We start from the raw sequence: 22506 nt of genomic DNA, 5'->3' as shown, positions 1-22506 counted from the left end.
TTACCGGATCGGTGGTGGTGCGGTGCGGTCTGGCCCGAGTCTTGGCCCGCCGGGCCAGCAAAATCAATCGGCTGTGATCGCCGCGGAACACTCTGATTGCGCCAAATCAACAGTGCGGTGACGCGGGGGTGCCAAAATGCTACTTTCCATGAACACAGCAGAGCCTGCAGGGAGAGTTGGCACCATGGCGATCAAATTCGGCCGTCCCATCGAGATTCGTGACCCCTCGACCCGGCCCGCCGCTCCGCCGCTCGATCTCACCATCCGTCCGCGCCGCAACCGCAAGACTGAGTGGGCTCGCCGTCTGGTGCGCGAGAATGTCCTCACCACCGACGACCTGATCTGGCCGATGTTCGTGGTCGACGGCACCAACCAGCGGGTTCAGGTCGCCTCGATGCCGGGCGTCGAACGACTCAGCGTCGACCAGATCGTTCGCGACGCCGAACGCGCCGCCAAGCTCGACATCCCGTGCATCGCGCTGTTCCCGTTCACCGAGCCGTCGCTGCGCGACGAGCACGGCACCGAAGCCGCCAACCCCGAAAACCTGATCTGCAAGACCGTCCGCGCGATCAAGAAGGAATTCCCGCAGATCGGCGTGCTGTGCGACGTCGCGCTCGACCCCTACACCAGCCACGGCCATGACGGCCTGATCGAGGATGGCCGCATCCTCAACGACGAGACCGTCGCGGTGCTGGTGCAGCAGTCGCTGGTGCAGGCGCAGGCCGGCTGCGACGTGATCGCACCGTCGGACATGATGGATGGCCGCATCGGCGCGATCCGCGAAGCGCTCGATGCCGCCGGCTACCTCGACGTTCAGATCATGGCCTATGCGGCCAAGTATGCGTCCGCCTTCTATGGCCCGTTCCGCGATGCGATCGGCTCGGCCAAGGCGCTCACCGGCGACAAGCGCACCTACCAGATGGATCCGGCCAACACCGACGAGGCGATCCGCGAGGTCGAGCTCGATCTCGCCGAGGGCGCCGACATGGTCATGGTCAAGCCGGGCATGCCGTATCTCGACATCGTCCGCCGCGTGAAGGAGACCTTCGGCGTGCCGACCTTCGCCTATCAGGTGTCGGGCGAGTACGCGATGATCGCCGCGGCAGCCAACAATGGCTGGCTGGACGGCGACCGGGCGATGATGGAGAGCCTGCTCGCCTTCAAGCGCGCCGGCGCCAACGGCGTGCTGACCTACTTCGCCCCGGCGGCGGCCGAAAAGCTGCGGCAGCAGGGCTAAATCTCCCTCCTCGCTTCTTTCAACCCTCCATCGATTCGCCGGTCTCCGGCGGATCAATGGAGGGTTTGTAATGTCGTGCCAGCCTTGCAAGGCGCCGCTGCCGTCGCCATGTCGAACCGGATCGTTCCGGTTCGGGCGGACAACGGAGAGCAGGCTGATGGCTGACTATGGCGGGAGTGGCTGGCGCGGCGGCGAGGTGCGCGAGGCGGCGTTCGATCCCTGGCTCAATCCGGAACTGTTTCAGGGCGTGCTGACCAAGCGCGTCTTCGCGTTCCTGATCGACCTGGTCGTGCTCACCGTCCCGGTGCTGATGGTCACCGTGTTCATCGCAATGTTCGGCCTGGTGACGCTCGGCATCGGCTGGACGCTGTTCTGGCTGGTGTCGCCGCTGTCGGTGATCTGGGCGCTGGTGTATTACGGCGCCTCGCTCGGCGGCCCGCACTCGGCGACGATCGGCATGCGCACCATGGGCCTCGAACTCACGACCTGGACCGGCGAACCCGGCTACTTCGTGCTGGGCGCAACGCATGCCTTCCTGTTCTGGCTGTCGCTGTCGATGCTGACGCCGCTGGTGCTGCTGGTCGGGCTGTTTAACGCCCGCCGCCGGCTGCTCCACGACATCGTGCTCGGAACTGTGATTATCAACAGCACCGTGCCCGCCTCTCAGCCGGCGCGATCCTACTAAGGGCGAAAGCGATTGACCGGAGGCGGACGTAAGGCGATGCTGGTCACGTTGGAGGCCGACGACCCGACGTGACCCAGCACTCGCGCGACACCCCGCAGTTCTATCTGACGGCTCCCTCGCCGTGCCCGTATCTGCCGGGCCGGCACGAGCGCAAGGTGTTCACCCACCTCGTCGGCAACAAGGCCGGCGAGCTCAACGACCTTCTCACCCACGGCGGCTTCCGCCGCAGCCAGTCGATCGCCTACCGCCCGGCCTGCGACCAGTGCCGGGCCTGCGTATCGGTGCGGGTGATCGCCAACGAGTTCAAGCCGTCGCGCAACCAGCGCAAGCTGCTGGCCCGCAATGCCGACATCGTCGGCGAGCAGCGCAATCCGGTACCGACCTCCGAGCAGTATTCGGTGTTCCGCGCCTATCTTGACCAGCGCCATCGCCACGGTGGCATGGCCGACATGACGGTGCTCGACTACGCGATGATGGTCGAGGACAGCCACGTCCAGACCCGGATGATCGAGTACCGCAAGCGCACCCCCGACACCGGCATCACCGGCCGCGGCGGCGAGCTGATCGCGGCGGCGTTGACCGACGTGCTCGGCGACGGTCTGTCGATGGTGTATTCATTCTACGAGCCGAACGAACAGCACCGTTCGCTCGGCACCTTCATGATCCTCGATCACATTGCCCGGGCGCGGCGACTCGGCCTGCCTTACGTCTATCTCGGCTACTGGATCGAAGGCTCGAAGAAGATGGACTACAAAGGCCGCTACCTGCCGCAGCAACGGCTGGCGCCAAGCGGCTGGCTGCGCATCGATGCCTCCGGCGAAATGCAGCCCGAGCCGCAGGATTAGCTGAGGCCTCCCGACACGCTGGCGTCCGCTACATCAGTCGGTTTCTGGTGCACCAAGGCGAGCAAACGGGACGGCAGAAACGGCCGCCCGCATCACGACCTCCGCCCCGCATTCGCGTCGACCTCCGGGGGAATGATCTCGACCGTTGCTGTCATGCCCGCGGCCAGCTCGACGCCGGAAGGCACCCGATCGAGATGAATGCGGACCGGTATGCGCTGGGCAAGACGCACCCAGGAGAACGTCGCCGCCACATTCGGCAGCCCGAAACGACCAGGTGTTTCGTTGCTGTTCTCGATGCCCCGACCGATGCTCTCGACATGGCCAGCCGCCGGCTGATCGAAGCCCATCAGCTTGACCCGCGCCGGAGCTCCTACACGGATTTGCTGCAGTTTCGTCTCTTCGAAATAGCCGGTGATCCAGAAACTCGCCCCGTCCAGGATAGCGACATTTGTCACGCCGGCGGTCGCATAGTCGCCGGGCCGTAGCTTCAAATTGGTGACATACCCGTCGACTGGGGAGCGAATGACGGAACGCGCAAGATTGAGTTTGGCCAGATCGCGCGTCGCCAGCGCCGCCTGATAGGCCGCAGAGGCCATCGCCGCTGCCCCGCTCGATTGCTGGAGCGCTTCCTGTGAGACCACGTCATTCAGTTTGAGTTGCTGCTTCCGCTGAGCAGTGGCTTGCCGTACCAGCATATCCTGATATTTCGCCTCGACGTCAGCCTCCGCCAGCGCCACGGCGAGCCGAAGCCGCTCCGGGTCGATCTCGTAAAGAACGTCGCCACGTTTCACATACTGATTATCGGCGATCGGCACGGTGCGGATCGTTCCGGAGACCTCCGGCGCGATCTGGACCACATCCACACTCACCCTGCCGTCGCGAGTCCAGGGCGTTCGCTCGTAATGGCTCCAAGCCTGCAGGGCGACGAATCCGGAAGCAACGAAGACGCAGAGAGTCAGAGCATAGTGGCCGAGCAACGATAGAAGCGGTTTCACAATGACAGTCCGATCACAGGCAGGTACTGCATGAGCAGTCCGCAAACGATGACAAAAATGGCGATTTCGGCGAGCGGCCGATAGGCGAACAGGCGGGAGACGCCGATCTCGGTGCAGACGCGCATCGTCGCGATCGTGATGATCAACCCGATGAACGCAACCACGACGAGGCCGGGGATTAAGACGCCTCCGATATTCAGATCAGCGATCATGAGGTAGAGCTCCCTTCTCTGCTGCTCCACTCGCGCCGAGGGCGAAGCGCAGGTCGATCAGCAGATCGAATATCCGCAACCGGCTTTTCGGTGAGTAGTACTCCATCATCGCCGTCAGCCGCTCAATGCGCTGATCGAAATCGATGAGGACGGCTGGCGTTGTAGGTCTCCTGCCACGGAAGTGCGCGCCAATCTCGGTAAGAAGACCTTCTATTGCAGCGCGGGCCTCGCCCTTGACCTGCGGGACCATCTTGCGAAGCTGACCCGCGACGTGGCCGATACGAAGAAGGCGGAGCGTATCGTCGACCACGTCTGCATAAGCCTTCCTTGCCGCTCTCAGCCTCGGCAGCAGCAGCGCCGTTCGGTCAATCATCAGACTTGTCCAACGTGCCTCGTTCGGAGCGCCGCCCAGAGCACGGCGGCCGACGTCACGCCGACTGAGGTGAAGCAGCCGATTGATCGAAACGTCGACCGGTACGGTCTGGAATATCGACATGCTGACCGCGGCGAACCCAACGGCCACAAAGAGTGCGATCGCCATATTAAGGGAGGCCGCGAAATCGCCAGTGTAGCTGGTGCCCAGCCCCGAAAGGATTGGAATTGTCAGAGTGATGCCCATCGCCATGAAGGCCGTCGGCGCTCGCGCTTGGAGAGAACCGGCAAATAGGAATGCCGGTGCAAGGACCGCAACGAGCACCGCGAAGTTCGTCACATGGGGAAGGATGACGAAGCTGTAGACGAGGCTGATCAGCACGCCGAAGATCGAGCCGACGATATATTTCACGACAAACGGCACAGGTGTGTCGACGTTTCCGAACAAGGTGCAGCAGACGCCGAGAATGGAGACCGCCGTTCCGCCGTCGGGCCACGCCGACCATATCCAGAAGGCGCAGCCGCCGAGGATGCTGACCATCGCACCGAGCGCTGCGCGCGCCGCCATCCATGGATCACGGTGATAGACGTACCCCTTTGCAAGCTCGGGTCCGTGAAGCGCCGCTGCTTTTCGTACGCGCCCGCTGGCGGTCATGCTCTGGCCGAGTTTGTCGCAGTCGTTCAGCAGGCCAATCATTTCCGCCAGATGGCCGGCCAGGTTGGCACCTACCCTGTCGGCAACCATCGTTGCATTCGGGCCCAAACGTTTCTGAATCGATCGGGCACGCCCGATCAGCCGACCAGCTTCCGCATGCTGATCATCCGGCTGATCGACTGCGATCCAGCTTCCCACATCAGCGATCAATGCGGTCAGTTCGTCGACCGTAGCGACGCGCTCGATGTTGAGAGAACGTACTCGCTCCTCGATTTCGGCCGTGAGTGGAAGAAGCCGAGCGAGCCGGTCATGGATGAGCTGCAGTGTCTCGCGGCGGGGCCTTGCAGATGCGGAATCGTATGGAAGATGTGTCGCCAGCCCCTTCAGCATGAGAAGGTCGACGGCAAGCTGTTCGCGCCGTTGGCAGTTCTCTTTTGACGATCCTGTCAGCGCGACACTCGCAAGCCGGCGAGCGTCCTGCAGCATCGCCGATAGCTTGCCGTTGAACAGGCCCGTCATCGGCTTCGGCCAAACATATCGATGGATCAGAACTGCACAGAGAATGCCGATGCAGATCTCCTGGACGCGCAAGGATGCGGTGTCGAAGACCGCGCCGGGTTCAAGCACGCTCGGAAAGCCGATCAGGCTCGTCGTGTAGCCTGCAAGTACAAACGCATAAGCTCGCGGCGTGCGATCAAGCAGCGATAGAAACAGGCAACGGCCGATCCAGCCGGCGAGGATCATGCAGCACACGATCGGATCGTTGACGAAATTCGGAACGATCGCGACGGTCGCTATTGCGCCCACGAACGTCCCGGCGAAGCGATACACGCCGCGACTGAGTGAGGCTCCCGCCGATGGCTGGGAGACGATATAGACCGTCACGATGGCCCAAAACGGCTTGGGCAATCCGATCCGCAGTGAAACGTAATAGGCGAGCATCGCCGCGGCGAAACTCTTTGCCGAAAACAGGATCGCATCGGCATCTTCCTTCCTGGCGGGGTAACGGAGGAAGTTCGTCAGCGCCTGGCGCGCTGCTGGGCAGGTCCGAGTCACAGGGGGCGTCCAGACGGCATGTTGTTCATGACGCCAGTTGTGACCAATTTGCAGAAGCGAATAAATTCGGTATTACGACAAGAAATCCCTGAAAACGGCCATTCGCATGCCCGTGCAATCTGTCGTTTCCGTTTTTGACCCCGACCTGACGCATCTGCCGGCCGTCGCCCACAGGCTGCATTTCTCGGACCATGAGTCTGAGGTGCCGTTGCACGTGCATCGGAAGGGGCAGCTGATCCTCGCCCTGCACGGAGCCGTCACCTGCACGGCCGGCAATGAGATCTGGATTGTGCCGCCCAACTGCGGGGTATGGATTCCTGGCGGCGTGCCTCACAGCGCGCGTGCCACTGCCAATGCCCAGCTCAACTACCTGTTCGTCGAGCCGGAGGCGGCGAACCTGCCCGGCTCCAGTTGCACGCTGGCGATTTCTCCGCTGATACGAGAAATGGTCGAGCGTCTAGCAGAGGAGCGTGCGGATTATCTCGCAGACAGCCATGCGGCCCGAATTGCGCGGGTGCTGCTGGACGAACTCGCTGACATGCCGCGAGAGCGGTTCAACCTGCCAATTTCCAGCCATCCCAAGATCCGGGCGATCGCCGACGCCCTGACAGCCGAGCCATCCGACCGCAGGACCTTGAGCGATTGGGCAAAGCAAGTCGCGATGAGTGAAAGATCATTGGCGCGGCTGCTGATCCGCGAGACGGGTCTGACGTTCGGACGCTGGCGACAGCAACTCCACCTCGTGGTTGCCCTCCGGGAACTCGCCAGCGGCGAAGCGGTGCAGAATGTTGCGGCCGGACTTGGCTACGAGTCGGTCAACGCCTTCATCACCATGTTCAAGAAGGCGCTTGGAAGCACTCCCGCTCAGTACTTCGCGCAGCGTCACGCCCCCACGAAAGCGGGATCGGATGAGCAGAAGCGTGTTTGAGCAGGCGTTGGTTTTGTTCGACAGGCAGACCCGGCGCTCGGGTTTTCCGCGTCTGTGCACTACCCGCCGGTCGCGTAGTCGAACACCAGTTTGATATTCAGCGCGACGATGATCGCAGCGATCAGCGATGCGATGGCGGTGAGCCAGCGCGGCGCAACGAACTCGCCCATCTTCGCGCGGCTGGCGGTGAACACCACCAGAGGCACCACGGCGAACGGTAGCTGCAGGCTGAGCACCACCTGACTGAGGATCAGGAGCTGCCCGGTGCCCTTTTCGCCGGCGATGATCGTGACTGCGACCGCCGGGACGATCGCGATCAGCCGCGTCACCATCCGCCGCAGCCACGGTTTGATCCTGATCTGGATGAAGCCTTCCATCACGATCTGGCCGGCGAGCGTGGCGGTGATGGTCGAGTTCAGGCCGCAGGCCAGCAGAGCGATGCCGAACAGCGTCGGCGCCAGCGTCGAGCCGAGCAGCGGCGCCAGGAAGGCATGCGCCTGGTCGAGTTCGGCAATATCGGTCTTGCCGGCATGGTGGAAGGTCGCCGCGGCGAGGATCAGGATCGACGCGTTGATGGTCAGCGCGAAGGTGAGTGCGATCGTCGAGTCGAAGGTCGCCAGTTTGATCGCTTCGTGCTTCTCGGCTGGGCTGTGGCCGAAGCCACGCGTCTGCACCAGGCCGGAATGCAGGTAGAGATTGTGCGGCATCACCGTGGCGCCGAGGATACCGAGCGCCAGATACAACATGCCGGGTTCGGTCAGCACCCGCGTGGTCGGCGCAAAGCCGCGGATCACGGCGCCCCAATCCGGATCCGCCATCGCGATCTGAATCGCAAAGCACGCCGCGATCACGCCGAGCAGCGCGACCACGAACGCCTCGATCCAGCGGAAGCCGAACGCCTGCAGCGCCAGCACCAGGAACACGTCGGCCGCGGTGATCAACACGCCGATCTCGAGCGGAATCCCGAACAACAGATTGAGCCCGATCGCGGTGCCGATCACTTCGGCAAGATCGGTGGCAGTGATCGCGATCTCTGCCGACAGCCATAGCGGCCACGACACCCATTTGGGATAGGCGTCGCGGCAGGCTTGGGCGAGGTCCCTGCCCGCACCGACGCCGAGCCGCGTGCACAGCGACTGCAGCACCACGGCCATGATGTTGGAGACCAGCGCGACCGTCAGCAGCGCGTAGCCGTATTTCGAGCCGCCGGCCAGCGAGGTTGCCCAGTTGCCGGGGTCCATGTAGCCGACAGCGACCAGATAGCCAGGGCCGAGGAATGCGATCAGCTTGCGCCAGAACGGCCCCTTGGCCCGGGTCGGGACCGAGCCGAACATCCCGGCGAGCGACGGCTCGCCGCGCGCTAAACGCCACCCCGTGGTCTGCTCCGGTGCCGGCGAGGGATCGGCGGTCATCTGCGGCGATCTTGCATCCATCGCATCACAATGCAGGCTCACAACGCTTCTTGCAAGTCATTTGCAATAGCAAGAAGGTAGCCAAGCACTGGTTGATGACGATTTTTGCGGTCAAGGAGCCTCCGGCGGCCGAGTCGCGGGCCTTGGAATAGCCTGCCACAAAAGACGCCAGTGGTCATTGATCAGGCTTCGACCGTACGGTTTCTCGTGCAGGATCGGTCCTGCCGCGATTTTCCGGCTTGCGTTCGCCCGCAAATCGCGCACAACGCCGCCATGTCAAATCAAGCGCCAGAGCGGATGTCTTTCAGCGGCTTGCTGGGTTGGGCCACCAAGCCTCCGCAAGCCTACCTTGTGTACGCGATCTGCGTCGTGATGGTCGGCGGCGTGTCGTTCTACGTGGGCACGCTGAAGCCGAAGCACACGCCCGGCCTGCCCCCTGCCCCGGCCGCAACGGCGCCGCAGAGCAAGTAACGCCCCTCGCGGGCTCAGTGCAGCCGCAGGTTCGGGACGATCGGCAGGAACGTCAGCAGCAGGAACAGCGGGATCAGCACGAGGCCCGCCCGCAGCGCGTAGCCGAAGAAGCCCGGCATCTTGATCCCGCGCTCGGTGGCGATGGCGTACACCATGAAGTTCGGCGCGTTACCGACATAGGTCAGCGCGCCCATGTAGACCGATCCCATCGAGATCGCCGCGAGCGTGCCGGCGAGCGGCCCCATCAGCTCGGCGGGCCGGCCGCCTGCCAGTTCGAAGAACACCAGATAGGTCGGCGCGTTGTCGAGCACCGCCGACAACAGCCCGGTGAACCAGAAGTACGGCACTTCGCGCGGCGTGCCGTCGCTCGCGGTCACCGCCTCCAGCAGCGGCGCAAACAGCCCGCTCTTCCCGGCGTGCAGCATCGCTAGCACCGGAATGATGGCGACGAAGATCCCGGCGAACAGTTTGGCGACTTCGCGGATCGGCTCCCAGGTGAAGCCGTTGGCGGCGCGGTGCTCGTCGGCGGTCCACCACAGCGACAGCAGCGCCAGCACCACCAGCATCGCGTCGCGCACCAGATTCTGCAGCGCGACCTTGGTGCCGTAAACGTCGAACTCGATGCCGGGGCGCCATTGCGCGCAGGCCAGAATGGTCGCGATGATTCCGGCGATCAGCAGGAAATTGATGCCGCCGCGAAATCCGATCGGTGCTTCTGACGTCTTGGCCGGCGCATCATGCCGCGCGTACCAGCGGTCGAGCAGATAGAACACCACGAGCAGCACGCCGGCCACGATCAGCGTCTGCTGCCACAGGTGCTGCACCGGCCAGAAGAAATCGACGCCGCGCAGGAAGCCGACGAACAGCGGCGGATCGCCAAGCGGCGACAGTGCGCCGCCGATGTTGGCGACCAGGATGATGAAGAACACCACGACATGGACGTTGTGCTGCCGCCCGGCATTGGCGCGGATCAGCGGCCGGATCAGCACCATCGCGGCGCCGGTGGTGCCGATCAGGCTGGCGCAGGCGGTGCCGACCGCGAGCATGCCGGTGTTGATCAATGGCGTAGCTCGGATCGTACCGGTGACCAGAATGCCGCCTGAGACCGTGAACAGTGCGAACAGCAACACGATGAAGCTGAGATATTCGGCGAGCAGCGCATGGATCAGCGACGCCAGCGCGGTGTCCCAGCCGTACACGATCGCAATCGGCGCCAGCGCCAGCACGCCCCAGCCGGCGGCGATCTTGCCGTAATGCGCGTGCCAGATTTTCGGCGCCAGCAGCGGTCCGAGCGCGATCGACAGGAGGATGCCGGCGAACGGCACGCCCCACGCCCAGCCGAGCGCCGCGCCATCGAGGTCGGCCGCCTGCGCCGGCCCCGGAAGCGCAGCGAAGACGAGCAGCGGAATTAGCAGGCGAAATCGGCGGGAATAGCGTTCGATCATCGCATCCACTTCAAGGCAATTCGGGAGCGAGACGCAAAGCCAAACGAACGGCCCGCCTGCGACATAGCGCGCAGGCGGGCGAGCATCATGCGATGCTACGTCCGAACTTGTTCGACTTCGGGAAGCCCTTCGGCGGCAGCCGGCCGGCGTCGGCGCGATTGCCGCGCCATTCGGCGAGTTCCTTCATGGTCGCGCTGAACTCGCGGCCGGCAGAGTCGCGCCAGCCGAGGCCCTGCTTCGACGAGAAGGTGGCGATATCGGACAGGCCGCCATCCTTGTACTTCTGCAGCCGCACGCCGCGGCCGCGGGTCATCTCCGGGACCTGATCGAGCGGGAAGATCACCATCTTGCGGTTGTCGCCGATCACGGCGACGCTGTCGTCGCCCTCGCTGACAACCGTGAGCGCGCGCGCCTCGTTGGGGACGTCGACGTTGAGGATCTGCTTGCCCTTGCGGGTCGAGCCGACGCACTCGTCCTCGTTGACCACGAAGCCCTGCCCGTCATGGCTGGCGATCAGGAATTTGCGGCCGCCGGTGTGGACGAACACGGTGACGATCGCGGCGTCCTGCTCCATGTCGATGAACATGCGGATCGGCTCGCCATGGCCGCGGCCGCCGGGCAGCTTGGCGACATCCAGCGCGTAGAACCGGCCGTTGGTGGCGAGCAGCAGCAGCTTCGACGTCGTCTCGGCGAAGAACGACTGGCCGAGCTTGTCGTCCTGCTTGAAGTTGAGCCCCGACAGATCCTCGACATGGCCCTTCAGCGTGCGCACCCAGCCCTTGTCGGAGATCACCACAGTGACGGGCTCGCGCTCGACGAAGGCTTCTTCGATCGCGGCGAGATCGTGCTCCGGCGCGTCGGCGAACTGGGTGCGGCGCTTGCCGAGCGGCGTCTTCGGCCCGAACATCTCGCGGACCTTGCGGACCTGTTCGCCGACCTTGGCCCACTGCTCGGTCTCGGATTTCAGGACCGCGTTGATGCCCTTCAGCTCGGCGCGGAGGTTCTTGTCCTCGGTGCGGATCTCGAATTCCTCGAGCTTGCGCAAAGAGCGCAGCCGCATGTTGAGGATGGCTTCGGCCTGGATCTCGGTGAGATTGAAGGCCTTCATCAGCACCGGCTTGGGCTCGTCCTCGGTGCGGATGATCTTGATCACCTTGTCGATGTTCAAGTACGCGATCAGATAGCCGCCGAGCACTTCGAGCCGATGCTCGATCTGGCCCTTGCGATATTCGGAGCGGCGCAGCAGCACGTCGCGCAGGTGATCGAGCCATTCGCGCAGGCATTCGGCGAGGCCGAGCACCTTCGGAATCCGGCCCTTCACCAGCACGTTGAGATTGAGCGGGATCCGGCTCTCCAGCTCGGTCAGCCGGAACAGTGACTCCATCATCAACGTCGGATCGACGCTGCGCGACTTCGGCTCGATGACGATGCGGACGTCCTCGGCGGATTCGTCGCGGATGTCGCCGACCAGCGGCAGCTTCTTCTCGTTGAGCAGCTCGGCGATCTTCTCGATCAGCCGCGACTTCTGCACCAGCCACGGGATCTGCGTGACCACCACCGTCCAGGTGCCGCGCGCGCCCTCTTCCTGCTCCCACTTGGCGCGGGTGCGGAACGCGCCGCGGCCGGTGGTGTAGGCCTCCGCGATGCTTTCCTTGGAGTCGATGATGATGCCACCGGTCGGGAAGTCCGGCCCCTTGACGAAGCGCAGCAGCGCCTTCGACTTGGCGTCGGGCTTCTCGATCAGATGCAGCGCGGCGTCGCACAGCTCGGCGGCGTTGTGCGGCGGGATCGCGGTGGCCATGCCGACGGCGATGCCCTGCGCGCCGTTGGCGAGCAGGTTCGGAAAGCCGCCGGGCAGCACGACCGGCTCTTTCGACTGACCGTCGTAGTTGGCGCGGAACGCGACGCCGTCCTCGTCGATGCCATCCAGCAGCAGCCGCGCGACGTCGGTCATGCGCGCTTCGGTGTAGCGGTAGGCTGCCGGGTTATCGCCGTCGATGTTGCCGAAATTGCCCTGGCCGTCGACCAGCGGATAGCGCGACGAGAAGTCCTGCGCCAGACGCACCAGCGCATCGTAGATCGACTGGTCGCCGTGCGGATGGAACGAACCCATCACGTCGCCGACGATCTTGGCGGACTTCTTGAACGGCGTGCCGGGGTCGAGCCGCAGCAATCGCATCCCGTACAGGATGCGGCGATGCACCGGCTTGAGGCCGTCGCGCGCGTCCGGCAGCGCCCGGTGCATGATGGTCGACAGCGCGTAAGCGAGATAGCGCTCTTCCAGCGCTTCGCGAAGCTGGACCTCGTGGATCTCGGCCGGCTCCGGCGGAATCAATCTTTTTCCCATGGCGTCGGGTTATCCCCTGACCGGAAGCGGAGCAAGCGCCAGCGGGCTTTCCGGCCTTGCGGAATCGCCTGGAACCTGGGGCTCGCCGTCCCGCGCCGCCGAGTCGAACCGGGCCCGGGCGCGTTCGATTTCGGGAAAGTGCTGCTCGGCCCAGGCGACCAACGCCGTCAGCGGTGCGAGCACGGACTCGCCGGACGCCGACAGGCGGTATTCGACGCTGGGCGGTTTGGTCGGAAACACCTGCCGCGCGACCAGCCCGTCGCGCTCCAGGTCACGCAGCGTCTGCGTCAGCATCCGCTTCGAAATGTCTGGAACATCCCGCAGCAGCGCGTTGAATCTCATTGGCTTTTCAGCCAACGCGATCAACAGCAGCGTGCTCCATTTGCTGCCGAGATGGTCGAGCACGTTGCGTACTGGGCAGCGGGTGGCGTCGAAGCCCTGCTCCCGCCAGGCGGCGTAGCGGTCGGTCAACGTCGCGCGATGCTCCGCGACCGACAGGTTCTCTCCAGGTGACCTTGTCACGGAAAACTGCCTCCTTACGGGCCGGACAGAAGGTCTCCAATATAGACCTACCCTCAAATCATGACCACCCAGGAGCTTTCCGATGTCCGCCTCGCGTTTCCTCATCACCGGTGCCAGCGGCCAGCTCGGCCGCCTCGTTGTCGACGGCTTGCTCAAGTCGCTGCCGCCCGCGCAGATCGGCGTGCTGGTCCGCAGCGAGAAAGTCGCCGCCGAGTTTGCCGCCAAAGGCCTTCACGTCCATATCGGCGACTACAGCAATCCCGAGACGCTCGGGCCCGCGTTCGCAGGCGTGGAGCGTGCCCTTCTGATCTCGTCCAGCGAGATCGGCCAGCGCGCCGTCCAGCACCGCAACGCCATCGAAGCTGCGCGCGCGGCCGGGGTATCGCTGCTCGCCTACACCAGCCTGCTGCACGCCGACATCTCGCCGCTCGGGCTTGCAGAAGAACATCGCCAGACCGAAGCCGCACTCAAGGCGTCCGGCGTGCCGCACGCCCTGCTCCGCAACGGCTGGTACAGCGAGAACTACACCACTTCGATTCCGGCCGCACTGGCGCACGGTGCCCTGCTCGGCAGCGCCGGCAATGGCCGGATCGCCTCCGCAGCGCGCGCTGACTATGCCGAGGCCGCGGTCCGTGTACTCACCGCCGAGCAGCCGCAGGCCGGCCGGATCTACGAGCTCGCAGGAGACGCCGCTTACACGCTTGCGGAGTTCGCTGCCAAACTGTCGCAGCAGTCCGGCAAAGCGGTCGCGTATCGCGATCTGCCGCAGGCCGAGTACGAGGCTGCCCTGGTCGCCGCCGGCCTGCCCAAGCCGTTCGCCGCGCTGCTGGCCGACTCCGACGCCGGCGCCGCCAAGGGCGCGCTGTTCGACGACAGCCAAACCTTGAGCCAGTTGATCGGGCATCCGACCACGCCGATCGCAACAACGATCTCGGCAGCGCTGAAAGCCTGAGGAGACGATTGCGACATCCCGCGCGCGTGAGGTGGCCGGCTAGGACTCCGCCGGCCGCTGCAGCGCGCGGGTGATCGCATTGATGAAGCCCGCGCGGGCGTCGGAGTGGCTCTGCCCGCGCGGCTCCAACACATTGCGCAGCAGGAAACGGCCGGTCAGCTCGAAGCCGTCGAACAGGTCTTGCCCGGACCAGCCATTCCCGCTCTCAGCCTCGTCGTCACGCAGGAAAGCCGGCAGGCGCAGCAGGCGGTCGCGCCACGGCTCGCCGGCGCTGCGCGACACCGCGCTGCCGGACTTTGGCGAGACGTAGATCAGTTCGGTGGTGCTGCCGGTCGCCGCACAGGCCGACAGGTCGAGCCCAAAGCCGAGCTCGGCCAGGATCGCCAGCTCGAACCGGATCAGATGCGCGGCAGCGACCCCGAAGTCGTCGAAATCGTCGAGGGTCAGCACCAACCGCTGATAAATCTCTTCGTGCGGATCGCGCTCCGGCAGCAGCCGCGCCAGCGATGCCAGATGGGTGACGCCGTACACCGCATGAGACGACCCGAGCAGCGTCGCGGCGCGCATCTTGGTTGCCTCGAGCTGATAGTAGCCGAGATGCTCGTCGAGCCTTGCCCGCCACGATGCCAGCACGCTGTTGCCGGGTTGCAGCAGCGGCCGCATCCGCGCCGACGCCCCGCCGCGCACCATGCCGAGATGCCGGCCATGGCCGCGGGTCAGAAGCTCGACGATCGCGGCGGACTCGCCATGCCGCCGCACCCCGAGAATGATGCCCTCGTCGCTCCATTCCATCGGACGAGCCTACCGGATTTCGCGCAGTCGCGCCTGCCGGCTCTAAGCGGTGAACCAGCCGCGGGCGTCGCCGGTGTAGGACAGATACAGCCCTGCCGCGGTCAGAATGCAGGACGCGATATCGATCCACAGTCCGGATTCGATGCCACTATCGCCGACGATCTGGGCCAGCGACACCACCGAGAACACCAGCGAGGCGGTCAGCACCGCCCTCGCCCAGTTCTTGCGGGCGTGGGCGGCAAGCCAGACCAGATAGGTCAGCAGCACGATCAAGGCGGCCGCCATGGTGTTGGCGGCAGCGATGACGCCGGCCGACATGTTCGGCTCGATCACGGTGCGGTCCTGGAACGCCACCGAGATGCAGTCGAGCATCAACGAGGTGAGCAGCAGCACTTCAAACCAGTACACGTTGCGCGGCAGGCTGGTGGTCGTGCTGGTGGTCATTCCTTGGGAAACTCCAGGCCCATTTCGCGATAGCGATCCGGATCGTTGCCCCAATCCTCGCGCACCTTGACGAACAGGAACAGGTGTACCGGCTGCTCAAGGATCTCGCCGATCTCCTTGCGCGCCTCGGCGCCGATCGCCTTGATGGTCGCGCCGCCTTTGCCGAGCACGATTTTGCGCTGGCTCTCGCGTTCGACGAAAATCGTCTGCTCGATCTTCACCGAACCGTCCTTGCGCTCGGTCCAGGTGTCGGTCTCGACCGTCGACTGATACGGCAGTTCCTGATGCAGTTGCCGGAAGATCTTCTCGCGGGTGATCTCGGCTGCGAGATGGCGCAGCGGCGCATCCGACATCTGGTCTTCGGGATAGTGGAACGGCCCCGGCGGCACCTGAGCGGCAAGAGCTTTGCGCAGGTCGTCGACGCCGTCGCCGGTCAGCGCCGAGACCATGAAGGTCTGATCGAACGCCAGCCGCTGATTGGCAGCCTGGGCGAGCGCCAGCAGCTTTTCGCGGGCGATCAGGTCGATCTTGTTGAGCACCAGCAGCTTCGGCCGATCGACATTGGCGAGATTGGCCAGGATATCTTCGGCCTGCTCGTTGATGCCGGCACGAGCGTCGAGCAGCACGCAGACGATGTCGGCATCGTGCGCGCCGCTCCATGCGGTCTTCACCATCGCGCGGTCGAGCCGCCGCTTCGGCGCGAAGATGCCGGGGGTGTCGACCAGGATGATCTGCGAGCCGCTTTCGATCACGATGCCGCGGATCAGCGCGCGCGTGGTCTGCACCTTGCGCGACACGATCGTCACCTTGGAGCCGACCAGCGCGTTGACGAGTGTGGATTTGCCGACGTTCGGCGCGCCGATCAGCGCAACGAAACCGCAGCGGGTCGCGGCGGTCGCCGCGTCTTCATGTTCAGCCATCATTGCCGCCTGTGCCGACGCCTTCACGCGCCAGCATCGCCGACGCCGCGACCTTCTCGGCCGCGCGCTTGCTGCCGCCGAGCCCCTCGGCCGGCTCGAGGCCGGGCAGAATGACGGCGACACGGAATTGGGGATCGTGATGCGGACCTGTCCGCTCGACCTCGCGATACACCGGCGTCGGCAGGCCACGGGCCTGCGCCCACTCCTGCAACACCGTCTTGGGATCGCGCAGCGACCGCGCCGGCTTGCGCATCCGCTCGGTCCAGTTACGCCGAACGAAATCGGACGCCGCCTCATAGCCGCCGTCGAGATAGATCGCGCCGATCACCGCCTCGCAGATGTCGCCCAGCACCGACTTGCGGAGTTTCGCACCGGCACCGGCGCCGACCGTGCCGAGCTTGATGCCCTCGACCAGATCGAGACTGCGGGCCACGTCGGCGCAGGTTTCCTTGCGCACCAGATCGGCGAGCCGCTTCGATAGCTCGCCTTCGTCGGCGTCCGGAAACGCGCGGTACAGCATGTCGGAGACGATCAGGCCGAGCACGTGGTCGCCGAGGAATTCGAGGCGCTGGTAGCTGTCGGTGCGGCGCGCGGACTTCAGCGCCGACACGTGCGTGAACGCGGTCGTCAGCAGCGACGGATCGGCGAAACTGTGGCCGAGCCGCTGCTCGATCGCGGCCGCCGTCGCCTTGGACTTCGCCTTGTTGGCGCGGCGCTTCTTCGCAGCCGAAGGCTCCGCCGCCGGAACGTCCTGCGGTTGCTGTTCACTTGCCGTCGAGGGTTGCTCGACGTTGGTCACATCATCGGTCATCGCACGATGGAGAAGATGCGGCCCCAGCGAACCGCGGTCGGCCAGCGCCAGATCTGCCAGGCGTGCTCGCCCTCGGCGATCGAGAAGAAGATCATCTGGGCCCGGCCGATGATGTTCTCGTAAGGCACGTAGCCGACGGCGGACAGCACGCGGCTGTCGGTGGAGTTGTCGCGGTTGTCGCCCATCATGAAGAAGTGGCCGGGCGGGACGGTGTAGACGTTGGTGTTGTCGTAGAAGCCGTTGTCGACGCAATCCAGCGTCTCATAGGACACGCCGTTCGGCAGCGTTTCCTTCCAGCGCTTGACACGCGCGGTCGCTTCCGAGCCGCACGGATCTTCGCCGACGTAGTCCGACAGCCGCTCGCGGTCGACCGGCTTGTCGTTGATGTACAGCAGGCCCTCGCGCATCTGGATGCGGTCGCCCGGCAGGCCGATCACGCGCTTGATGTAGTCGGTGGAGTCGTCCTTCGGCAGGCGGAACACCACGACGTCGCCGCGGTTCGGATCGGAGCCGAAGATCCGCCCCGAGAACAGCGGCGGCGACAGCGGAATCGAATAGTGGCTGTAGCCGTAGCTGTATTTGGAGACGAACAGATAGTCGCCGACCAGCAGCGTCGCCTTCATCGAGCCCGACGGAATGTTGAAAGGCTGGAACAGGAAGGTACGGATGATCAGCGCGATGATGAGGGCGTGAATGACGACGCGGATCGTTTCGCCGACGCCGCTCTCAGATTTGGTTCCGGATGTCACGCTCATCGCTTTCCCGATTCCCGTCGCGGGGAACCGCGCGGTGGACGACTGGACTGGTGTGGAGCGGGTCCAGGTGATGGGCGAGACGTAGGCCGCAGCGACGGACACCGCCACGACCGGCGCTCGTTCGCCGAGGACTCGACCCCGCTGGGGATTCCGCGCGGTTTTAGACTGTTGTCGCGACCGGTGCAATCAAGCGTCGCGGTATCGCAGGCTAATGCTATGACGAATCAGCCGCTTTTCCGTCTCACGAGGAAGTGGCGCCGGCCTGCTCGGCAGCCGTCGGGATCGCCGAGATCACCACGAAAGCCTGGGCGAGTGGCCATTCATCCGTGATCGACAGGTCGATCCGCGCCGTCATGCCCGGAGGCGTCAGCGCGTCGAGCCGGGTCTTGGCTCCCCCGGTCAGCACCATGGTCGGCCGGCCGCCCGGGAGATTGACCACCCCCATGTCGCGCCACCACACCCCTTGCCGAATACCGGTACCGAGCGCCTTGGAGCAGGCCTCCTTGGCGGCGAACCGCTTGGCGTAGGTGGCGGCGACCAGTTCCGACTTCTTGGCCCGCCGTTCGGCCTTCGCCCGCTCCGCCTCGGTGAACACCCTATCCAGGAACCGTTCGCCGTGGCGTTCGATCACCTTGGCGATCCGGGTGATGTCGATCAGATCGGAGCCGATACCGATGATCATGCGGCGATCGCTTTTGCACGGCCGCGGTCGATGGCCGCCCGCATCGCACGCACGGTCTCGCCGAGGCCAACGAACAGCGCCTCTCCGATCATGTAGAAGCCGATATTCAGTTCGACGATCTGCGGCAGCTCCGAGATCGTCTCGGCGGTGGCATAGTCGAGACCATGACCGGCATGGACTTCGAGCCCGGCCGATCGCGCCAGCGCGGCGCCGGCGAAAATCCGCTGCCATTCGGTATTGGCCTTGGCCGCATCACCATCGGTGATCGCGTCGCACCAGGCGCCGGTGTGGATCTCAATCGCCGGGGCCTTCAGCTTGGCCGCCATCTCGATCTGCGCCGGATCGGCCGCGATAAACAGCGAGGTGCGGATGCCGGCATCGTTGAACCGCGCGATCGCCGGTCCCAGCGAGGCTTGCTGGCCGACGACGTCGAGGCCGCCTTCGGTGGTCAGTTCTTCGCGCCGCTCCGGAACGAGACACACCGCATGCGGCTTCACGCCGAGGGCGATCCTGATCATGTCGTCGGTCGCCGCCATTTCGAAGTTCAGAGGCTTGGAAATCTCCGCCTTCAGCCGCTGCATGTCGGCGTCGCGGATGTGGCGACGATCTTCGCGCAGATGCGCGGTGATGCCGTCGGCGCCCGCTTCGATGGCCGCAAACGCGGCCCGCAACGGATCAGGATGACGTCCGCCGCGCGCGTTCCGCAGTGTGGCAATGTGATCGATGTTGACCCCGAGACGAAGCGGAGGAGCTTTGGACATTATCGAGAACCGAAAGACTTGGAGTGGACACCACTCGTCATTGCGAGGAGCGAAGCGACGAAGCAATCCAGTTCAGTGATCGTTGTCCTGGATTGCTGTGCTTTGCTCGCAATGACGAACATACTAACTGCCTCGTGCGACCTCTGGCCTCAGCCGTTGACCCGCTCGACGTGAGCGACGACGTCCTTGGCGCGCAACTGGGCGATGATCGCGCTGAGGTGCTTGAGGTCATAGACCTCGAGATCGATGGTGAGCTCGGTGAAGTCGGGGGACCGCCGGCTCATGTTGATGTTGTCGATGTTGCCGTCGTGTTCGGCGATGACGCCGGCGATCTGCGCCAGGCTGCCAGGCTCGTTGACATTCTGCACGAACAACCGCGCCGGGAAGCGCTGCGGCGTGGTCTCGTCGATGTCCCACTTCACGTCGAGCCAGCGCTCCGGCTCTTCCTCGAACTCCTTCAGGTCCGGCGACTGGATCGGATAGATGGTGATCCCCTCGCCCGGCGTGACGATGCCGACGATGCGGTCGCCCGGCACAGCGCCGCCGTTCGGCGCGAACTTCACCGGCAATCCCGAGTGCAGGCCGCCGATCGGAATCACCGAGCTGACCTTGCCGGTCTCGGGAGCCTTGCCAATCACCTTGTCCGGCACATCCTTCTTGCCGCCGAACCGCGCGATGCGCTCTTCCTTGTAGTCCGGGTACATCGCCCGGGCGACGTCGGACGCCTTCATCTCACCCCGGCCGACCGACGCCATCACGTCTTCGACCGACGCTCGCGCCAGCCGTGGCAGCGCGCCTTTCAGCTTGTCGTCGGCATATTCGATCTTGGCCCGCGCAAACAGGCGCTCGACGATGCGGCGGCCGAGGCCGGCATACTGATCGCGCATCGCCACGCGCGTCGCACGGCGGATCGCCGCCCGTGCCTTGCCGGTGACGGCGAGCGATTCCCATGCCGCCGGCGGCGCCGACTGCACCGGCGAAGTCAGCACTTCGACTTCATCGCCGTTCTGCAGCTCGGACGACAGCGGCGCGAACTTGCCGTTGATCTTGCAACCGACCGCACTGTTGCCGACGTCGGTGTGCACCGCATAGGCGAAGTCGACGACATTGGCTTTGCGCGGCAGCGCGATCAGCTTGCCCTTCGGGGTGAAGCAGAACACCTGGTCGTGGAACAGTTCGAGCTTGGTGTGCTCGAGGAATTCCTCGGGGTTCGAGCTCTCCGACAGCATCTCGATGGTGTGACGGAGCCAGGCGAACGCATTGGATTCGCGGTTGAGCAGCTCGGTCGGCGAACCGACGCCGTCCTTGTAGAACGCGTGCGCGGCGATGCCGTATTCCGCGATCTGATTCATCTCGCGGGTGCGGAACTGCAGCTCGACGCGCTGTTGGCCCGGACCGATCACTGTGGTGTGCAGCGAACGATAGTCATTCTGCTTCGGCGTCGAGATGTAGTCCTTGAACCGGCCCGGCACCATCGGCCAGGTCGTGTGCACGACGCCGAGCGCGCGATAGCAGGCCTCGACGTTATCGAGGACGACGCGGAAGCCGTAGATGTCGGAGAGCTGCTCGAAGCCGACCGACTTACGCTCCATCTTGGTCCAGATCGAAAACGGCCGCTTCCGACGCCCGGTCACCTCGGCGGTGATGCCATGGCGGGCGAGATTGGCGGAGAGCTGACTTTCGATCTCGCCGATGAGATTGCGGTTGCGTTCGGCCAGCGCATCTAGCCGCTGCATCACGACAGTGAAGGCTTCCGGATCGAGGCTGCGGAACGACAGATCCTCGAGCTCCTCGCGCATCTCCTGCATGCCCATGCGGCCTGCGAGCGGCGCGTAGATGTCGAGCGTTTCCTCGGCGATGCGCTGACGCGAGGCAGGCGGCACGAACTCCAGCGTGCGCATGTTGTGCAGGCGGTCGGCCAGCTTGATCAGCAGCACGCGCACGTCGTCGGCGATCGCCAGCAGCAGCTTGCGCAGATTTTCAGCCTGCTTGGCCTCACGCGACACCAGCTCAAGACGCTTCAGCTTGGTCAGTCCCTCGACCAAGGCGCCGATCTCCGGACCGAACATGGTGTCGATCTCGGTCCGGGTCGCCTCGGTGTCCTCGATGGTATCGTGCAACAGCGCGGCGACGATGGTGGCGTCGTCGAGCTTGAGGTTGGTCAGGATCGCGGCGACTTCGAGCGGGTGCGAGAAGTACGGGTCGCCCGAGGCGCGGGTTTGCTCCCCGTGCGCCATCATGGCGTAGACGTACGCCCGGTTAAGGAGATCCTCGTCGGTATTGGGATTGTACGACCGGACCCGTTCGACCAGATCGTATTGCCGCATCATCCGGGCACGGGATCGGGGTTTGGCGACAGCAGTCGGCTCGGCCACGGCAGCTGCGCCGCCGGCCTGCTCCATCTGCTTCGAACCCTGGCGTCCTGACGCCATTCCACAACCTTTATTGCATTGCAGCGAGGCGATGGCTCCGCCATCGGAGCTTTAATTGCGCCCGCTAGCCCTCTGATCTTGTGCCATGAAAGGAACCAGAACGGCCAGAAAAAACCGCGATTTCGGCAGAGTTTAGGTCAAGGCAGCAATGCGCCGGACACCGTTCCGTGCACGATCGAATCCCTTCCGAAAACAAAAAACGGCCCGGAAGCGATCCGAGCCGTTTTGCAGAGCATCACGGAAACGTGCAAAGCCGCGAACGGGCTTATTCGTCTTCCTCGGGCTGCTCCTCCGGGGGCGCCAAGCCCTCCAGACCCTTGAGCAGCTCTTCCTCGGTCATCCGCTCCATCGCCACTTCGGTATCGTCCGCGTCGACGCTGGCGCCGGCCGAACCAATCAGCGGAACGGTATCCGGTTCCGGCTCATCGACCTCGACGAACTTCTGCAGCGAGTGCACCAGTTCTTCCTTGAGGTCTTCCGGCGAAATCGTCTGATCCGCAATTTCGCGAAGCGAAACAACGGGATTCTTGTCGTTGTCGCGATCGATCGTGAGCGGCGAGCCGGACGAGATCATGCGGGCGCGATGAGCGGCCAACAGGACGAGGTCGAACCGGTTGTCGACCTTGTCAATGCAATCTTCCACGGTGACGCGCGCCATGGCCAGTCGCTCCGTTCAATAGGACCAAAATCGGGGTTAGACCGCTACCTATAGCGCGTGGGCGGCTTTCGCAAGCAGCAATTTGTCATTTGGCCGATCAGCCCCACTCTGATAATG

At 64.5% G+C, this 22506-nt stretch carries 22 protein-coding genes; 6 read left to right on the top strand and 16 right to left on the bottom strand.

Annotation, left to right across the window (positions count from 1 at the left end):
• Positions 1-184 precede the first annotated feature (184 nt).
• The 3 genes from hemB to HZF03_RS13490 all read left to right on the top strand — a co-directional run bounded on the left by hemB (position 185) and on the right by HZF03_RS13490 (position 2767).
• Positions 185-1237, top strand: a complete 1053-nt coding sequence (hemB, locus tag HZF03_RS13500) for a porphobilinogen synthase (protein ID WP_011158263.1) — start codon at positions 185-187, stop codon at positions 1235-1237.
• 157 nt (positions 1238-1394) lie between these two features.
• Positions 1395-1922: an RDD family protein gene (locus tag HZF03_RS13495; protein ID WP_119017719.1), complete on the top strand. Its 528-nt coding sequence runs from the start codon at positions 1395-1397 to the stop codon at positions 1920-1922.
• Positions 1923-1990: 68 nt separating this feature from the next.
• Positions 1991-2767 (top strand): arginyltransferase, encoded by a 777-nt coding sequence (locus tag HZF03_RS13490; RefSeq protein WP_012496133.1) that lies wholly within the window; start codon positions 1991-1993, stop codon positions 2765-2767.
• A gap of 92 nt (positions 2768-2859) precedes the next feature.
• Here HZF03_RS13490 and HZF03_RS13485 read toward each other — a convergent pair whose 3' ends face one another.
• From HZF03_RS13485 to HZF03_RS13475, 3 genes are read right to left on the bottom strand one after another with little or no spacing between them, the layout of a single operon-like run.
• On the bottom strand, positions 2860-3762 hold the full coding sequence (locus HZF03_RS13485; RefSeq protein WP_119017718.1) for an efflux RND transporter periplasmic adaptor subunit: 903 nt from the start codon (positions 3760-3762) through the stop codon (positions 2860-2862).
• A complete protein-coding gene (locus tag HZF03_RS13480) occupies positions 3759-3974 on the bottom strand; it encodes a DUF1656 domain-containing protein (protein WP_012496131.1) in 216 nt (71 codons plus the stop codon). Before HZF03_RS13480 ends, HZF03_RS13485 begins: the two co-directional genes overlap by 4 nt.
• Entirely contained in the window at positions 3964-6057 is a 2094-nt protein-coding gene (locus tag HZF03_RS13475) for an FUSC family protein (RefSeq protein WP_119017717.1), read from the bottom strand. Before HZF03_RS13475 ends, HZF03_RS13480 begins: the two co-directional genes overlap by 11 nt.
• A 106-nt stretch (positions 6058-6163) precedes the next feature.
• On the opposite strand from HZF03_RS13475, the gene HZF03_RS13470 reads away from it, so the two are divergent.
• Positions 6164-6985 carry an AraC family transcriptional regulator gene (locus HZF03_RS13470; protein ID WP_119017716.1) on the top strand — a complete coding sequence of 274 codons (822 nt, stop codon included), beginning with the start codon at positions 6164-6166 and terminating at the stop codon, positions 6983-6985.
• A gap of 59 nt (positions 6986-7044) precedes the next feature.
• On the opposite strand, the gene HZF03_RS13465 is transcribed toward HZF03_RS13470, so the two are convergent.
• Positions 7045-8418 carry an Nramp family divalent metal transporter gene (locus HZF03_RS13465; protein ID WP_011158256.1) on the bottom strand — a complete coding sequence of 458 codons (1374 nt, stop codon included), beginning with the start codon at positions 8416-8418 and terminating at the stop codon, positions 7045-7047.
• A gap of 276 nt (positions 8419-8694) precedes the next feature.
• Here HZF03_RS13465 and HZF03_RS13460 point away from each other — a divergent pair, with 276 nt between their 5' ends.
• Complete coding sequence (locus HZF03_RS13460) at positions 8695-8868, top strand: hypothetical protein (protein WP_420853818.1); 174 nt, start codon at positions 8695-8697, stop codon at positions 8866-8868.
• Between the two features lie 14 nt (positions 8869-8882).
• Here the strand turns inward: HZF03_RS13460 and HZF03_RS13455 are convergent, their stop codons facing one another.
• The 3 genes from HZF03_RS13455 to HZF03_RS13445 form a co-directional block, all read right to left on the bottom strand.
• On the bottom strand, positions 8883-10313 hold the full coding sequence (locus HZF03_RS13455; protein ID WP_119017715.1) for a sodium:proton antiporter: 1431 nt from the start codon (positions 10311-10313) through the stop codon (positions 8883-8885).
• An 85-nt stretch (positions 10314-10398) separates the two neighbouring features.
• On the bottom strand, positions 10399-12660 hold the full coding sequence (gene parC, locus HZF03_RS13450; protein WP_104511751.1) for a DNA topoisomerase IV subunit A: 2262 nt from the start codon (positions 12658-12660) through the stop codon (positions 10399-10401).
• 9 nt (positions 12661-12669) lie between these two features.
• Positions 12670-13182 (bottom strand): winged helix-turn-helix transcriptional regulator, encoded by a 513-nt coding sequence (locus tag HZF03_RS13445; RefSeq protein WP_119017714.1) that lies wholly within the window; start codon positions 13180-13182, stop codon positions 12670-12672.
• Between the two features lie 82 nt (positions 13183-13264).
• On the opposite strand from HZF03_RS13445, the gene HZF03_RS13440 reads away from it, so the two are divergent.
• Positions 13265-14134, top strand: coding sequence for an SDR family oxidoreductase (locus tag HZF03_RS13440; protein WP_119017713.1), 870 nt, complete (start codon positions 13265-13267; stop codon positions 14132-14134).
• Positions 14135-14173: 39 nt separating this feature from the next.
• Here the strand turns inward: HZF03_RS13440 and recO are convergent, their stop codons facing one another.
• The 9 genes from recO to rpoZ all read right to left on the bottom strand — a co-directional run bounded on the left by recO (position 14174) and on the right by rpoZ (position 22389).
• Positions 14174-14926 carry a DNA repair protein RecO gene (recO, locus tag HZF03_RS13435; protein ID WP_012496123.1) on the bottom strand — a complete coding sequence of 251 codons (753 nt, stop codon included), beginning with the start codon at positions 14924-14926 and terminating at the stop codon, positions 14174-14176.
• 42 nt (positions 14927-14968) lie between these two features.
• Positions 14969-15370 carry a hypothetical protein gene (locus tag HZF03_RS13430; RefSeq protein WP_011158249.1) on the bottom strand — a complete coding sequence of 134 codons (402 nt, stop codon included), beginning with the start codon at positions 15368-15370 and terminating at the stop codon, positions 14969-14971.
• Positions 15367-16290, bottom strand: coding sequence for a GTPase Era (gene era / locus HZF03_RS13425; protein ID WP_012496121.1), 924 nt, complete (start codon positions 16288-16290; stop codon positions 15367-15369). The genes HZF03_RS13430 and era overlap by 4 nt, the downstream gene beginning before the upstream one ends.
• Positions 16283-17101 (bottom strand): ribonuclease III, encoded by an 819-nt coding sequence (rnc, locus tag HZF03_RS13420; RefSeq protein ID WP_011158247.1) that lies wholly within the window; start codon positions 17099-17101, stop codon positions 16283-16285. The genes era and rnc overlap by 8 nt, the downstream gene beginning before the upstream one ends.
• Positions 17098-17856, bottom strand: a complete 759-nt coding sequence (lepB, locus tag HZF03_RS13415) for a signal peptidase I (protein ID WP_011158246.1) — start codon at positions 17854-17856, stop codon at positions 17098-17100. The genes rnc and lepB overlap by 4 nt, the downstream gene beginning before the upstream one ends.
• Before the next feature lie 241 nt (positions 17857-18097).
• Positions 18098-18538 (bottom strand): holo-ACP synthase, encoded by a 441-nt coding sequence (gene acpS / locus HZF03_RS13410; RefSeq protein ID WP_119017712.1) that lies wholly within the window; start codon positions 18536-18538, stop codon positions 18098-18100.
• Positions 18535-19299, bottom strand: a complete 765-nt coding sequence (locus tag HZF03_RS13405; protein ID WP_119017711.1) for a pyridoxine 5'-phosphate synthase — start codon at positions 19297-19299, stop codon at positions 18535-18537. The genes acpS and HZF03_RS13405 overlap by 4 nt, the downstream gene beginning before the upstream one ends.
• A gap of 149 nt (positions 19300-19448) precedes the next feature.
• Positions 19449-21731 (bottom strand): RelA/SpoT family protein, encoded by a 2283-nt coding sequence (locus tag HZF03_RS13400; RefSeq protein WP_011158243.1) that lies wholly within the window; start codon positions 21729-21731, stop codon positions 19449-19451.
• A 265-nt stretch (positions 21732-21996) separates the two neighbouring features.
• Positions 21997-22389: a DNA-directed RNA polymerase subunit omega gene (gene rpoZ, locus HZF03_RS13395; protein WP_011158242.1), complete on the bottom strand. Its 393-nt coding sequence runs from the start codon at positions 22387-22389 to the stop codon at positions 21997-21999.
• Positions 22390-22506: the final 117 nt, after the last annotated feature.

Source organism: Rhodopseudomonas palustris, assembly GCF_013415845.1.
Taxonomy (GTDB): domain Bacteria; phylum Pseudomonadota; class Alphaproteobacteria; order Rhizobiales; family Xanthobacteraceae; genus Rhodopseudomonas; species Rhodopseudomonas palustris_F.
This window is presented reverse-complemented; position numbering and strand designations above follow the sequence as displayed.

Bases quoted from the DNA above. Each gene is read 5' to 3' on its own strand.
- hemB (WP_011158263.1), top strand. From the start codon at position 185: ATGGCGATCAAATTCGGCCGTCCCATCGAGATTCGTGACCCCTCGACC.
- HZF03_RS13495 (WP_119017719.1), top strand. From the start codon at position 1,395: ATGGCTGACTATGGCGGGAGTGGCTGGCGCGGCGGCGAGGTGCGCGAG.
- HZF03_RS13480 (WP_012496131.1), bottom strand. From the start codon at position 3,974: ATGATCGCTGATCTGAATATCGGAGGCGTCTTAATCCCCGGCCTCGTC.
- HZF03_RS13470 (WP_119017716.1), top strand. From the start codon at position 6,164: ATGCCCGTGCAATCTGTCGTTTCCGTTTTTGACCCCGACCTGACGCAT.
- HZF03_RS13465 (WP_011158256.1), bottom strand. From the start codon at position 8,418: ATGGATGCAAGATCGCCGCAGATGACCGCCGATCCCTCGCCGGCACCG.
- HZF03_RS13460 (WP_420853818.1), top strand. From the start codon at position 8,695: ATGTCTTTCAGCGGCTTGCTGGGTTGGGCCACCAAGCCTCCGCAAGCC.
- HZF03_RS13455 (WP_119017715.1), bottom strand. From the start codon at position 10,313: ATGATCGAACGCTATTCCCGCCGATTTCGCCTGCTAATTCCGCTGCTC.
- parC (WP_104511751.1), bottom strand. From the start codon at position 12,660: ATGGGAAAAAGATTGATTCCGCCGGAGCCGGCCGAGATCCACGAGGTC.
- HZF03_RS13440 (WP_119017713.1), top strand. From the start codon at position 13,265: ATGTCCGCCTCGCGTTTCCTCATCACCGGTGCCAGCGGCCAGCTCGGC.
- recO (WP_012496123.1), bottom strand. From the start codon at position 14,926: ATGGAATGGAGCGACGAGGGCATCATTCTCGGGGTGCGGCGGCATGGC.
- HZF03_RS13430 (WP_011158249.1), bottom strand. From the start codon at position 15,370: ATGACCACCAGCACGACCACCAGCCTGCCGCGCAACGTGTACTGGTTT.
- era (WP_012496121.1), bottom strand. From the start codon at position 16,290: ATGGCTGAACATGAAGACGCGGCGACCGCCGCGACCCGCTGCGGTTTC.
- rnc (WP_011158247.1), bottom strand. From the start codon at position 17,101: ATGACCGATGATGTGACCAACGTCGAGCAACCCTCGACGGCAAGTGAA.
- lepB (WP_011158246.1), bottom strand. From the start codon at position 17,856: ATGAGCGTGACATCCGGAACCAAATCTGAGAGCGGCGTCGGCGAAACG.
- acpS (WP_119017712.1), bottom strand. From the start codon at position 18,538: ATGATCATCGGTATCGGCTCCGATCTGATCGACATCACCCGGATCGCC.
- HZF03_RS13405 (WP_119017711.1), bottom strand. From the start codon at position 19,299: ATGTCCAAAGCTCCTCCGCTTCGTCTCGGGGTCAACATCGATCACATT.
- HZF03_RS13400 (WP_011158243.1), bottom strand. From the start codon at position 21,731: ATGGCGTCAGGACGCCAGGGTTCGAAGCAGATGGAGCAGGCCGGCGGC.
- rpoZ (WP_011158242.1), bottom strand. From the start codon at position 22,389: ATGGCGCGCGTCACCGTGGAAGATTGCATTGACAAGGTCGACAACCGG.